Below are 12,769 nucleotides of genomic sequence, written 5' to 3'. Positions count from 1 at the left end.
CACCGCACAGCACCCTGAAGGGTAACTTTTTCTTTACAACTTCATAAAACTACGTCCAACGATATTAACCCCTAGACATAACAATAGATCTTTGAGCCTTTTTCGTGGAACCGTAGTTTTTATTACCTAGTTAACTTCTGATTATCAAATCTTCCTTTTAGTGCCCAACGGCTCGTAATTTCTAGAAGTGATTTGATAAATTAAATACATTTCCTAAGCAGATTTATGACTTCATCGCTATCTGAACAAATCAAGCAATTCTACGATGCGTCTTCGGGACTGTGGGAGCAAACCTGGGGCGAGCATATGCACCACGGCTACTACGGCGCAGATGGCAAAACTCGAAAAGAGCGCAGACAAGCCCAGATTGATCTCATCGAAGAGTTGCTCAACTGGGCAAACGTCACTGAGGCACAGCAGATTCTAGATGTCGGCTGCGGGATCGGCGGAAGTTCACTGTTTCTAGCAGAAAAATTTGGTGCAACCGCAACGGGGATCACGCTTAGTCCAGTGCAGGCGAATCGAGCAATCGATCGAGCACGATCAACTCATCTCAACGCCCAGTTCCAAGTCGCAGATGCACTCAATATGCCCTTTGCCGACAATTCTTTTGATCTCGTTTGGTCACTTGAAAGTGGCGAGCATATGCCCGACAAGGTGAAATTTTTGCAGGAATGCTATCGCGTTCTCAAACCCGGCGGAACTTTTGTGATGGCAACCTGGTGTCATCGCCCGACGGATAAAGTGCCTTTAACCGTGGACGATCAAAAGCGTCTGGCTGAGATTTATCGCGTGTACTGTTTGCCGTATGTGATTTCGCTCCCCGAATATGAAGCGATCGCGCAGGGTGTCGGACTGCAACAGATTCGTACCGCAGATTGGTCAAGAGCCGTTGCGCCGTTTTGGGATGTAGTGATCGATTCGACTTTCACTCCCTCCGCAATTTTTGGCTTGCTGACCTCTGGGTGGACAACGATTCAAGCCGCGCTGTCACTTGGAACAATGCAGCAGGGATACAAGCGTGGGTTAATTAAGTTTGGCTTACTCTGCGGCACGAAAGCCTAGAGCAAAAGACTAAAACCAGGTACGGTAGGAAAATCAGGACTCTAGGACATCCATGAATCGAATTTCGCCCCGATCGCCGCACGCTAACCCCATTCAACGCTGGCTCTACGCTTTCTGGAAATTCTCCCGCCCTCATACAGTGATCGGAACATCACTGAGCGTTCTTGGACTTTATCTAATTGTTCTCGGCAGCGATCGCCCACTCCTACCGACTGCTTGGCTTGCCCCCTTAATTGCGTGTTTATGTGGCAATATCTACATCGTTGGATTGAATCAGCTTGAAGATATTGCGATCGACAAAATTAATAAGCCGCATCTGCCGCTTGCTTCGGGTGAGTTCTCGGCTCGACAAGGACAAACGATCGTCTTTTTAACAGGAATGCTTGCCGTGGCGATCGCTGCCACTCAAAGTTCTTACCTGCTTGGAATGGTGGGATTGAGTCTAGCGATCGGCACACTGTACTCGTTGCCCCCGGTGCGATTGAAGCGATTTCCGTTCTGGGCTTCGCTCTGCATCTTTACGGTCAGAGGCGCGATCGTCAATCTAGGATTATTTCTCCATTTCAATCAAGGCTTTCCCATTCCCGCAAAAGTTTGGGCATTAACCGCATTTATTTTGGTGTTCACGTTCGCGATTGCCATCTTCAAAGATATGCCTGATACTGAAGGCGATCGCCAGTACAACATTCGGACATTGACGCTCAAACTTGGACAGCGACCCGTGTTTAATTTGGCACGAGCCGTTTTAACCGGATGTTATTTATCGATCATTGCGATCGCCTTCTTTCTACCCGGAGTAAACGCACCCTTTCTGGTAATCAGCCACCTGATTGCATTATGTTTAATTTGGTTTCGGAGTTACAAAATTGATTTGCAAAATAAAGCAGAAGTGACGCGCTTTTATCAATTTATTTGGAAACTGTTTTTCCTAGAATATTTGCTTTTTCCGGCGGCGTGTCTGCTAAGTTAACTTAAGCAAATGCGAGGGATTGTGCTAGACCGTTCATCTCCTTATGGATCTGCTGAAAATTGCTAGATAAACCTTTATGAAGCGATCGAATCTGTTGCTTGGGCTTGTCGGGTTGCCTGTCCTCGATACAATGGTTACAGCCCATCGGACAGAAGCCATCAATTCATGACTGCTCCTTCGGAACTCGAAACCTCTTCTACTCCAGTCGTTGCCGACGATTCCCCTAGTGAATTGGCTCCCGCGCAACCCGCCACGCTCGAAGATGACGACAATATCATTGATGATGTTGAGATGTCGCTGTTCGACCACCTGGAGGAATTGCGGCAGCGGATTTTTTATTCGTTGATTGCGATCGTCGTTTGCATCATCGGGTGCTTTATCTATGTCAGACCTCTGGTGCAATTTCTTGAAGTGCCTGCTGTGGGCGTGAAATTTCTTCAGCTTGCACCCGGAGAGTATTTCTTTGTTTCGATGAAGGTTGCAGGCTACAGCGGATTAGTGCTGGCAGCCCCTATGATTTTGTATCAGATTGTGGCGTTTGTGCTGCCTGGATTAACGCGGCGAGAAAAGCGATTTCTAGCTCCTGTGATTTTAGGATCAAGCGTTCTGTTTCTAGGAGGATTAGCGTTCTCTTATGCGTTATTGATTCCCGCTGCGCTGAACTTCTTCATCTCTTACGGTGCAGAAGTGGTTGAGCAGGCTTGGTCGATCGATCGCTATTTCGAGTTCGTTTTACTGCTGATGTTTAGCACGGGTTTAGCATTTCAAATCCCAGTGGTTCAAGCCTTGCTTGGATTCTTAGGCATTGTCTCGTCAAAAACAATGCTATCCGGCTGGAAGTATGTCCTACTTGGCTCTGCGATTCTTGGAGCCGTCATCACGCCATCCACCGATCCTCTGACTCAGAGTCTATTAGGTGGCGCAGTTTTAGGGTTGTATTTCGGTGGAATTGGAATCGTCAAGCTTTTAGGTAAGTAGCCGCAATTTCTTTGACACGAAAAAGCGCGATCGCCATATTCAGCGATCGCGCTTTCTTAATTACCGAGTGATTGTGATGGTCTTTTCATCGCGGGTGTTATGAACAAACAGCACCACGTTTCGACCTGTATAAGTTACACCGTCCCTGCCGCTGATTACGCTGACGGGCACCCCATTCGCGACCGTTCGATTTCTATTGCGATCGAACACATTCAGAAAGACCTGCGATCTTTCGGAAAAGAGTCTGACCTCGTATTGCTGGATCAGATAGCGGCGACTTCTATCAGTCTCAGTTCTGTCATTGAACCCTAAACCGCCGCGATTGACAGGACGAGTATAGATTGCATCGATCCAGCCTTCCGCACCTGTAGAAGACCGCACGTAATACCAGGTGACTCCATTCGCTCCAGGTCGCTGAACGATGACCTGTACTCGATTTCCCGAAGGCGCTGATGCAAGCGCGGGCGCATTGTTACTCGGAGTCGATCGTAGGCTCACTCTAGAGTTGGCAGAATCCGCTCTTAGCACAACATCTCTAGCCAAAGCAGGCAAACTACTCAGCGCCACCATCCCAAAAGATACGATCGTGGATAAAACAGTTTTGAAATTCATTTCGCTTTCTCCCTGACTTGAAAAAACAGTACCTTGCTGAATTCTACGCATCACAGCAAGCCCTCCTTCCAGCCACACCTGTTGGCAACATATCTGCCGATTGGCGAATAATCAATACTATTTAAATTTTCCTACAGTCCAGCTTTACTGGCAAATTGACAATAAAAAAGACGCTCTTCAGAACGCCTTAGAAATCAGATTGAATTGGCGGTTTATGCGCTAACTTCTGAGGTTGAGGTTGCTGCAAGTTGTTCCCTCGCCAAGCGCCGCTTGCGGGCGTAAAGCTGAATGAATGCTCCCATTGCCACGACCATGCCGAAAATGCCCCAAGCGGTTGTACTGGTGGGAATGTCATTCTTAAACACCGCCAGCATGACTACGATAACAAACAAGACGGTGGGGAATTCATTAAACCAGCGGAACTGCTGCCCTGTCATCTTGCACGTATCAGCAGCAAGGCGTTTCATAATTCTCAAGCATAGATGATCGTAAACAATCAAAAGCGCGACACACGCTAGCTTGATATGGAGCCAAGGCTGCTTGAGAACATCGGGTTCTGTGTAGATTAGCCCGATCGCCATTGTGATTGTGAGCAGCAATGCCGGGGTCATGATGATGCGATAGAGTCGCTTCTCCATGATTTGATATTGGTTTTTGAGAATGCTGCGGGCGGGTTCGGGTTGCTCGTTTGCTTCAGCGTGATAGACAAACAGGCGGGGCAAATAAAACAGTCCCGCAAACCAGCAGACGATTCCCACAATGTGAAATGCCTTAAACCACTGATATGCCATAAGAATCGTTATGCGAAGTGTTTGAAAAGCGCATCGAAGTTCATCGAAGTGAGTTGTCGATCGCATTCTCCATTCTGCAATAAAATCAGGCGCAATGTGGCACTCCGTTCTAATTAGAGAAGCTGAAAAATCCAAGTTCAATTCATACAGCTTACTGCTCGATCAGGAGATGCAGAAACAAGCTTCGTTTTTAACAGGTTGTGGAAAACTTCAAATTTTCTAGATCAAATCCCTTTGATCAGACAGGGTGTAAGCTGACACCGATAAGATAGTTAGAATGCAAGGTTTGTAATGCTTTCAGCCATTCTTTGAACAATGAAAGGCAGGTTGGCAGAATGGAGTAGAGTCTCAGGAAAAGCTTGTATTTTTGTCAAGATAAAAAACGGTCGATAGAATGCTTCTATCGTCCTGACACAACTGCTGAGCGCAGGTTACAGCCGTTTTGGCTGTAGTATTCTGAATGCTGAAAATGGCAAGTAATAGAAATTTTAATGATTTTTTCAGCAAATATACGGTTTTTCCGCAAATTCAAAAACGTACCTGTGGAAAAGTCCATCAATCTGTGGAAAACTCGCGCAAAAAGTAGAGAAGGCAAGCAAACTGCTTCTCTAAAAAATTCACACTTTCCCCAAGGCTTGAGTGCCTTTGATACCTATTTTTAGTGAACGATCGAGTGGGCTTTCGGGGTCATATTTTTCGAGATCGACCGAATAAAGCTCATGCGTTCCTAACTTGTCAGCTTCTTACAGAGTCGATTAAGAAGGTTTCGACAGAAAAAATTAAATGGACAAACCTTCTCATCAATTCGAGCTTTCGGATTGTAGCAGCACTTCGCGCAGGAGTCACTCCTTTCGTCACTGTAATTTGCCAAAGCGCTACAGAGCTTAATTATCAGAGATCGCCCAGTGTAAGAATGGGTGCTTCTAGAGCTAGAAAGCCAAGCGCTTCAACTCTGTGGAAGAGCACGATCGACCTCTAATCCGGTCGCTGTTCTTGTTCAGGCTTACGCAGCAGCAATTGCACCCCTAAGCCAGCCAGCCCAAACGCGGCAAGCCCAAAAATTCCTGTTCCCATCGCGCTCATCCCCAGCACTAAAGTTCTAACTGCTGAAGAAATGCGTCGAACCACCAAGCTATCTGCGACAATTGGTTTTGTTGCAAAGGAAATTCCGATCGCGCTAGTCATGTTGTAAAGCGCATATGCCATCACACCCGCCACGATCGCACCAATAAAACAGCGAAGCGGACTCGGCATTTGAGAGGCTTTAGGTGTGGGTGAATCTGCCATAAATTTTTCCTTTTAATGAGTTGCTAAATGAACGCCGCGCTGACTTAATTTTGTCACCCAAAGTTCTAACTCTGGATCGGGAATATTTGCTCGCATTGCGTTTTTAATCGCTTCGGCTTGCGATCGCGATTCTGATAATGCAAAGACCGTCGATCCTGAGCCTGACATCATTGTGCCAATTGGATTAAATCGCGCAAACTGATCGCGCAATTGCTGCACTTTTGCAAATTCAGGGAGCACAACTTTTTCTAAATCATTGTGCAACTGCTGACCGATCTGTGTGTAATCATGGTGGGCGATCGCGCTCAAAATCGCTCTTGATCGGGCTTTTTTCGCCTCAATTTCTTGTGACGTTTTGGCATAAGTTTCACCAAAGTTTCGTCGATAGGTTTGATATGCCCAAGGCGTTGAAACAGGCAAATCCCGATATTTTGCTAACACAACATACAGGTGATCTAAACTCGTCAAAGCCGCAAGATTCTCGCCACGTCCGGTTGCCAGCGCCGTGCCACCCGAAATGCAAAAGGGAACGTCTGAACCAAGCTTCGCACCCAAATCCTGTAGCTCGGACTGCGTTAAGCCTAAATTCCACATTAAATCGATTCCAACCAGAACCGCAGCAGCGTTACTCGAACCGCCTGCTAGACCCGCACCCATTGGAATGCGCTTGTGCAAATCGATTTCGATACCGCCAAACCTCGCATACACTTCTGGAAATTCGCGCATCATCAGCTCTGCGGCACGATATGCCAAATTAGTCTGATCCACCGGAACCGCAGGATGATCACACTGAACCCAGATGTCGTCCACACTGCGCGATCGTACCGTCACCCGATCGGCGAGTTCAATGCTTTGCAGAACCATGATGAGTTCATGAAATCCATCCGGGCGATCGCCAACAATTTGCAAATAGAGGTTAATTTTAGCGGGAGCAATTAGAGAATAGGAGCGCATAAATCGGCTTTTTCTGACCTATTCCATTATTAGGATTGCTGAGACAATTTTGCTAGTAAACTTTTACGACGTTTTTTGCTGATCGTCTCGCGGTTCAGCGAAGAAAAATTGAAGCAGCAACCGCTTGATTCATACCGACAAGAGCAATGAAGACAGCACTGAAAAAATTTTTAGGGTTAATCGGATTATCGATCGCTGGGCTAATGGTTGCGGTATCAACCGGATATGCACAAGACCTGCCGCCCGTGGGATTGTTGTTTGGTGGTCGCAGCATCGGTGACTCTCGCCAAACTCCCGTTCCACTGGTAGGGATTCGATTTACAGGGGAGTGTCCTGGAGAACAATCGGCAGCGACACGAGCGCGGTTCTTCTCAAAATCGACTCGCCCTGCACCAGAGCTACGGGCGATCGTTAAAAACGTAACATTCGGGTTTGCAGGCGAACAAAAGCCATTTACTGATCGTGAATATTTTAGCGGCGATGTTTCCGAAGGATTTGAGATGCGATTTGGCGATCGTCACGAAGGAAAATTTCTCGCAGTTCAACCCGGTGAAAATCAGTTTGAATATGAAATTAGGCGGGGACAGCAATCGATCGAAACAGGCAAGTTTTCCGCCACGTTTGAAGAGCAAACCTTGGAACAAGCAAGAGAATCAAGATTAGTCCAAAGAGAATCAAAACGATGCCGAAGATACAAAGATAGACGCTGTATCGAAGAAGAAGTTAAGGTATATTATGAGCGAGTTTGTCCAGGCTAAACGCGTTACTCAAATCGATCCATTGCCTTATGCTTAAATCTTCAGCCCTCGCTTGTGGATTGATTTCTAAGGATTGAAGAAGAGCATTTAGCGGCTCAAGTTCAACCACGCTTTTCAAATTGTTTCGCAGCATCTTACGCCGACTTGAAAAGCCAAGTTTGATCAAGGTTTCTAGTTTTTTTGGATCTGTGGCAGGATGCTCGATCGCTCTTGGGCGCAACCGGATTACTGCGGAGTCTACTTTTGGCGGCGGCGAAAATGCTTTTGCTGAAACATCACAAATAAATTCGGCATCTGCTAAATACTGAACTCGAATGGATAATGCCCCGTAATGCGATGAATTTGAGTTTGCACAAATTCGCAGCGCTACTTCTTTTTGTAGCAACAGAACGATCGATTCAAACGGGTTTGGATTTGGAGCTGCGATCGTGCCCAGTAGCTTCTCCAAAATTGGCCCTGTAATGTTGTAGGGAATATTGGCTACAACTTTTCGAGGACTTTGAAACGGTGGAAATGGCTCCAGCAATGGGTCAATCTCTAACGTGAGAAAATCACCTTGAAGCAATAGGAAATTCTCAAACTTGCCGAATTTTTGCACTAGGATTGGGCACAAATCTCGATCGATTTCCACTGCCACAACTGCCTGAGCTTGAGCAATCAATTGCCGCGTTAAAATCCCGGTTCCTGCTCCAATTTCCAGAACACGATCGTTTTCTGTCAATTCTGCAGAACTGACAATTTTGTTCAAAGCTTTTTCGCTTTTTAACCAGTGCTGACCAAATTGTTTTCTTGCTTTTGGCACTTATTCAGGCAATCCTAATAACTCACCCGCTCCCGGAATTACGGTTCCAATTGCAGCAGCGTTTAATCCTTGCGAGTTGAAAAACTCCACGGTTCGATCGACACTTTCGCCCGGAACAATAACCACGAATCCAACTCCCATATTAAAGGTATTAAACATCGCATTGGGTGCGACTTTCCCTTCAGTTGCTAACCAATGAAAAATGGGTGGAATTTGCCATTGATTTGGGTCAATTTCAATCGCTTGATTTTCAGCCAAACAGCGAGGTAAATTTTCAGGCAAACCGCCTCCGGTAATATGAGCCATGCCATGAATTTCAAGTCCTGCCTTCAACGCAGCAAGAATCGGTTTCACGTAAATTTGAGTCGGCGTAAGCAAAACTTCTCCGAGCGTTGCACCACTCAATCCAGAAGGACGATCGCTCCAATCAAATCCACGATCAATCACAATCTTCCGCACCAAGCTAAACCCGTTACTATGTACCCCTGAACTTGGAAGCGCGATCGCCACATCTCCAACCTTGACCTGCGACCCGTCCAAAATCCGGCTTTTCTCAACGATTCCCACACAAAATCCAGCTAGATCATACTCATTCGGCTGATAAAACCCTGGCATCTCCGCCGTTTCACCGCCAAGCAGCGCACATCCCGCCGCCTCACACCCTTCTGCAATTCCTTCTACTACAGAAGCAAGCTGCTCGGGCAGTAGTTTCCCTGTGGCGACGTAATCCAGGAAAAACAATGGCTCAGCGCCACAAGTCAAGACATCATTCACACACATCGCCACCAAATCGATGCCAACCGTGTGATGAACGTCAAGTTGATGTGCCAATTTCAGCTTCGTCCCAACGCCATCTGTTCCCGACACTAGGACAGGCTCTTGATATCCAGACGGCAATTGAAACAAGCCACTGAATCCCCCCAAGCCGCCTAAAACCTCGGAACGGTAGGTGCGCCGAACAGAATCGCGAATGCGATCGACAAACGCCCGTCCCGCTTCAACATCAACCCCTGCTTCCCGATAATCCATGAGCGCGAATTCAATCTGCAAAACATCAGCATACCTCACAAGCTGTATGAAGAAGATGTTAAGTTCTTGTGAAGTCGGAGAAAAACTGCTTCAGCGTTTTTCTTATAGAAGCCAATACCAGCAATCATTTCAGCTTACATCCGAATTTGAAGGAAATATGAAGTTTTATTTCGTACAGGCATCACCCTGATCCAATTAGGAAAAACTTCATGCTAGTCTGTTGCAGTTCTGAACTCAGGAGTGAACACGGAGCGAGTACGAGTTAGCACAGCTTAAGTTGTGTCAGATGGCAAACTGCCACATCTCGGACTCAAGGTTGGAAGTGAATCTCACAAAGGATGTATGAACCAGAAACTGATTAGCGGTTTGACTGCCGCTCTACTGTGTACCAGTACCGTCGGTGCGACTGCTGCCCTAGCAGAGTCCACCCCGGCAGCCAGCCAAGGATCTACGGAGTCTGAAACTCCCCGACCGTCTTCCCCGCAAGCCACAAGGCGCAGCGTGGTGAAAGTCGGCGAACAGCAACCCTCACAAACCCGCCAAACCGAGGAGTCCATCGCAAAAATTCATTCGCACGAAATTTCTGGGCGCAAAGCCGCCACTCTTTATGTCCGCAATATTCCCGTTGTTACGTTCCTTGGCGAAGCTCATAACTCGTCCACCGCAGTGAAAGTCGGTGAAGTGCAAGCCAGCCCCCAAGCCGCGAAGCTCAAGTACGGTGCTACTACCCCGGTTGAATCCAGCACCCAGCCGCGCCAGAATTCCTCAAATTCATCTGCTGACCCGATCGCCAGAGCCACCGCGATCGCAGCCCGCTTAAACCAACTCCAACGTAATGGAGTCGATGCCAATCAAATCACGGTGAGATGGCATCAAACTAAATCCGGCGATCAGTTCTTAATCGAGGCAAACAAACAGACGATCGTCGCCGTCGATCCACAAACCGTTCTTCCCAATAGCACCCGCGACCCAGGGCAAGACGCACTGCAAGTTGCAAATCGTCTCCGTCGCCTATTCGGTAATGCTGCTCCCCTGCGCGAAATTTCCAATCGTCCAAATCGCGCCCCCCAAATTGCGATCGGCCCGATTCGTCTACGAATGACGGGCATGGCATCTTGGTATGGCCCAGGATTCCACGGCAACATGAGCGCCAGCGGTGAGCGATTTAACCAGAATGCACTCACTGCGGCACATCGGACGCTTCCGTTTGGCACCATCGTGCAAGTGACCAATCTCGATAACGGGCGTACCGTTTCTGTCCGCATCAACGATCGCGGACCGTTCTCCGGCGATCGGGTCATCGATTTATCTGCCGGTGCGGCTCGTGTTCTCGGCTTGATTCAAAGCGGCGTTGCTCCCGTCCGCCTTGAAGTCCGGGATTCGAAACGGGTTGCATCGGGTAACTAGACTGAAAAAGGTGCAGCGAACTGTTAATTAAATCGTTCACTCCTTTTTAATTGGTTCAAATTCGCTGCATCAATCCTTTCAGTTGAATCTCTTGACTCAAGTTTTTACTTTGAATCAGAACACCAAAGCCACCTAGCCCCATTGGGTTCATTAACTGATGTAGTGCGTCGCGGCGTTGCAGTCGGTTTTGTAAATCCTGGGTGCTGGTGGCTTCCGTCTGAGTGATCTGAGCGAGTCGATCGCCCAATCCCAACGCCATTAGAAATAATCCCTGCTGCGTAAAGCCAACGGTTTGCAGTCCTGATCGCTCTCCCTGGAGTTGCAGCGCTGTGAAATCAACATGAGCGGTGATATCTTGCTCACCGATATAGAGGTATGGATCATTGTGATGACTGTGCTGGTAGTAGCACTGTAATGTTCCTTGTGATCGCATCGGATTGTAGTATCGCGTTGCCAAATAGCCGTAATCGATCGTTAAAACAAATCCTTGCTGCAATTTTTGGGCGATCGTACTCATCCAATCTAATGCGGCTAAATTCACTTCAGTCCGGTAGCCGTCTGCATAGCCACAAATCTTGACTCCAACGAAGTCAAAATAATTCACTAATTTCTCAGTTGAAAGATCACCAACCACTTCAGCAAATCGATTGTCTTGCAGACAAACATAAATTTCTTTGAGCACTTGATTCTGCAGCGTGACTAGATGCACCGGAAACGCATCGACTAATTCATTTGAGAACACACACCCTACGATTGAATCATTTGGAAGCTCCTCGATCGTTGTCCACTCGATCCGCGTTCCCGCTTCCGTCCAGCGCCGCAATCGGTGCTGCTGCTCGACAATATGTGCGGCTGCCTTTTCAACAATGAGATAAGTCAGCGAATTAAAGCATTCAGGATAAAAGCGATCGAGATACCGCAGAATATCGACTGCAAGCAATCCCTGTCCCGCACCCATCTCAACTAAGGTAAACGGATTCGGCTGTCCGAGCACTTGCCACATTTCCGCTAGTTGCTCGGCAACCAATTCACCAAAATCAAACGATAAATGGGGCGAGGTGAAAAAATCACCCTGCGCCCCAATTTTTTCGCGAGGTCTAGCATAATAGCCCAGCTGCGGACAATACAATGCTAAATTCATGAATCCTGCGAATGTGATTCGCCCTAATTCGCGAATCTGCTGCGATATGAAGTTGTAAAGCGGACGTTTCAAGTCCGCAGATTGATTTTCTTGAGCAACCACGGGTTTAACCTGAACATTAGAAACGATCGCTTCTAATCTATTGCATTTTCCAGCCAATCAGAGTAGATTATCTGTACTAAACTGAGCGTTAGCTGGAGAGAATAAACCACGCACAAAAAGCAGGCAATAAGTCATTCCATTGAAGTGAGTTTTGCAAGCCGGTGATGCACTCCGACTTAGAAGAAGCTCACCTTCTAGCGATTAGTCTAATGTTCAGGCAAAAGGCAGTGCGCACACTGTAATAGGTCGATCGCACACTACATTCCGCCTAGAACCTTCAGCTCCACAAGTTTGCTTAAACAAGTGCGGCTTCACCCGTAGCGGCTGGTGTGGCAGAGGGGGGTGCATCGAAGGCAACAATAAACTGGGCAGTTGGGCGGGTTTGCGTTAATACCTTCAGGTAAGAATCTGCATCGTTGCGACGACGAAACCGAATGACGACTTGACGCTGCAAGTCGGGAGTGATTTGATAGACAACCCAGGGAGTTAGCTGCTCTTGGTACTTCATAGTTCACTGTGAGGATAGTGGAATGACAGAAAGCGGGCAAGCGGAACTGTAAATCAGTAACGCTACATACAGCGGTTGCGCTTCAGTTCACATACTATTGATAGCGTCTAACTCAAAGAAAGTCAATCTTTTTTGCACGAATGAATGTCCGTGCATTCGCTCAGTGTTTGTGCTGAAACCTCGATGCTAACGGCGTAAGCAGTCGAAGATCGGCTTACGCTCAATTCCTTCAGTCGGAAAATCCTACTTTAGTGGGATAGCCAGCCCGCATCACAGAAGCTTAGATTGTTAAATTAGACACCATCAATAATTTGCAACTGTTTCAACCAAATCTCAACACTTAAAAAGCCACTAATTCAGATCGT

Annotated in this window: 13 protein-coding genes; 5 read left to right on the top strand and 8 right to left on the bottom strand. The window is 47.3% G+C overall.

Going from position 1 to position 12,769, the window contains the following annotated elements; translation table 11 throughout:
- The first annotated feature begins 225 nt into the window (after nucleotides 1–225).
- The 3 genes from NC981_RS21065 to tatC all read left to right on the top strand — a co-directional run bounded on the left by NC981_RS21065 (nucleotide 226) and on the right by tatC (nucleotide 3,013).
- Nucleotides 226–1,065, top strand: a complete 840-nt coding sequence (locus tag NC981_RS21065) for a methyltransferase domain-containing protein (RefSeq protein WP_348244706.1) — start codon at nucleotides 226–228, stop codon at nucleotides 1,063–1,065.
- 52 nt (nucleotides 1,066–1,117) lie between these two features.
- Nucleotides 1,118–2,035, top strand: coding sequence for a homogentisate phytyltransferase (locus NC981_RS21060; RefSeq protein ID WP_348244705.1), 918 nt, complete (start codon nucleotides 1,118–1,120; stop codon nucleotides 2,033–2,035).
- A 165-nt stretch (nucleotides 2,036–2,200) separates the two neighbouring features.
- On the top strand, nucleotides 2,201–3,013 hold the full coding sequence (gene tatC, locus NC981_RS21055; protein ID WP_190377328.1) for a twin-arginine translocase subunit TatC: 813 nt from the start codon (nucleotides 2,201–2,203) through the stop codon (nucleotides 3,011–3,013).
- Nucleotides 3,014–3,073: 60 nt separating this feature from the next.
- Here the strand turns inward: tatC and NC981_RS21050 are convergent, their stop codons facing one another.
- From NC981_RS21050 to ispE, 4 genes are all read right to left on the bottom strand, one after another.
- On the bottom strand, nucleotides 3,074–3,625 hold the full coding sequence (locus tag NC981_RS21050; protein WP_348244704.1) for an SH3 domain-containing protein: 552 nt from the start codon (nucleotides 3,623–3,625) through the stop codon (nucleotides 3,074–3,076).
- A 212-nt stretch (nucleotides 3,626–3,837) separates the two neighbouring features.
- Nucleotides 3,838–4,416, bottom strand: coding sequence for a protoporphyrinogen oxidase HemJ (hemJ, locus tag NC981_RS21045; protein WP_190377330.1), 579 nt, complete (start codon nucleotides 4,414–4,416; stop codon nucleotides 3,838–3,840).
- Nucleotides 4,417–5,391: 975 nt separating this feature from the next.
- Nucleotides 5,392–5,703, bottom strand: coding sequence for a DUF3082 domain-containing protein (locus NC981_RS21040; RefSeq protein ID WP_348244703.1), 312 nt, complete (start codon nucleotides 5,701–5,703; stop codon nucleotides 5,392–5,394).
- 12 nt (nucleotides 5,704–5,715) lie between these two features.
- Nucleotides 5,716–6,657 (bottom strand): 4-(cytidine 5'-diphospho)-2-C-methyl-D-erythritol kinase, encoded by a 942-nt coding sequence (gene ispE / locus NC981_RS21035; RefSeq protein ID WP_348244702.1) that lies wholly within the window; start codon nucleotides 6,655–6,657, stop codon nucleotides 5,716–5,718.
- A 146-nt stretch (nucleotides 6,658–6,803) separates the two neighbouring features.
- Here ispE and NC981_RS21030 point away from each other — a divergent pair, with 146 nt between their 5' ends.
- Nucleotides 6,804–7,415: a hypothetical protein gene (locus NC981_RS21030; protein ID WP_348244701.1), complete on the top strand. Its 612-nt coding sequence runs from the start codon at nucleotides 6,804–6,806 to the stop codon at nucleotides 7,413–7,415.
- On the opposite strand, the gene rsmA is transcribed toward NC981_RS21030, so the two are convergent.
- Nucleotides 7,381–8,217: a 16S rRNA (adenine(1518)-N(6)/adenine(1519)-N(6))-dimethyltransferase RsmA gene (rsmA, locus tag NC981_RS21025; protein WP_348244700.1), complete on the bottom strand. Its 837-nt coding sequence runs from the start codon at nucleotides 8,215–8,217 to the stop codon at nucleotides 7,381–7,383. The genes NC981_RS21030 and rsmA overlap by 35 nt on opposite strands.
- Nucleotides 8,218–9,246 (bottom strand): phosphoribosylformylglycinamidine cyclo-ligase, encoded by a 1,029-nt coding sequence (purM, locus tag NC981_RS21020; protein WP_348244699.1) that lies wholly within the window; start codon nucleotides 9,244–9,246, stop codon nucleotides 8,218–8,220. It lies immediately after the preceding gene.
- Nucleotides 9,247–9,588: 342 nt separating this feature from the next.
- Between purM and NC981_RS21015 the strand changes: the two genes are divergently transcribed.
- Nucleotides 9,589–10,653: a septal ring lytic transglycosylase RlpA family protein gene (locus tag NC981_RS21015; RefSeq protein ID WP_348244698.1), complete on the top strand. Its 1,065-nt coding sequence runs from the start codon at nucleotides 9,589–9,591 to the stop codon at nucleotides 10,651–10,653.
- Between the two features lie 55 nt (nucleotides 10,654–10,708).
- Here NC981_RS21015 and NC981_RS21010 read toward each other — a convergent pair whose 3' ends face one another.
- Complete coding sequence (locus tag NC981_RS21010; protein WP_348244776.1) at nucleotides 10,709–11,866, bottom strand: class I SAM-dependent methyltransferase; 1,158 nt, start codon at nucleotides 11,864–11,866, stop codon at nucleotides 10,709–10,711.
- A gap of 325 nt (nucleotides 11,867–12,191) precedes the next feature.
- Nucleotides 12,192–12,404 (bottom strand): hypothetical protein, encoded by a 213-nt coding sequence (locus NC981_RS21005; protein WP_348244697.1) that lies wholly within the window; start codon nucleotides 12,402–12,404, stop codon nucleotides 12,192–12,194.
- Between the last annotated feature and the right edge of the window lie 365 nt (nucleotides 12,405–12,769).

The sequence above is a fragment of the Leptolyngbya sp. DQ-M1 genome (genome assembly GCF_039962505.1).
In the GTDB taxonomy this organism is placed as follows: Bacteria; Cyanobacteriota; Cyanobacteriia; order Leptolyngbyales; family Leptolyngbyaceae; genus Leptolyngbya.
This window is presented reverse-complemented; position numbering and strand designations above follow the sequence as displayed.

Bases quoted from the DNA above. Each gene is read 5' to 3' on its own strand.
- NC981_RS21065 (WP_348244706.1), top strand. From the start codon at position 226: ATGACTTCATCGCTATCTGAACAAATCAAGCAATTCTACGATGCGTCT.
- NC981_RS21060 (WP_348244705.1), top strand. From the start codon at position 1,118: ATGAATCGAATTTCGCCCCGATCGCCGCACGCTAACCCCATTCAACGC.
- tatC (WP_190377328.1), top strand. From the start codon at position 2,201: ATGACTGCTCCTTCGGAACTCGAAACCTCTTCTACTCCAGTCGTTGCC.
- NC981_RS21050 (WP_348244704.1), bottom strand. From the start codon at position 3,625: ATGAATTTCAAAACTGTTTTATCCACGATCGTATCTTTTGGGATGGTG.
- hemJ (WP_190377330.1), bottom strand. From the start codon at position 4,416: ATGGCATATCAGTGGTTTAAGGCATTTCACATTGTGGGAATCGTCTGC.
- NC981_RS21040 (WP_348244703.1), bottom strand. From the start codon at position 5,703: ATGGCAGATTCACCCACACCTAAAGCCTCTCAAATGCCGAGTCCGCTT.
- ispE (WP_348244702.1), bottom strand. From the start codon at position 6,657: ATGCGCTCCTATTCTCTAATTGCTCCCGCTAAAATTAACCTCTATTTG.
- NC981_RS21030 (WP_348244701.1), top strand. From the start codon at position 6,804: ATGAAGACAGCACTGAAAAAATTTTTAGGGTTAATCGGATTATCGATC.
- purM (WP_348244699.1), bottom strand. From the start codon at position 9,246: ATGGATTATCGGGAAGCAGGGGTTGATGTTGAAGCGGGACGGGCGTTT.
- NC981_RS21015 (WP_348244698.1), top strand. From the start codon at position 9,589: ATGAACCAGAAACTGATTAGCGGTTTGACTGCCGCTCTACTGTGTACC.
- NC981_RS21005 (WP_348244697.1), bottom strand. From the start codon at position 12,404: ATGAAGTACCAAGAGCAGCTAACTCCCTGGGTTGTCTATCAAATCACT.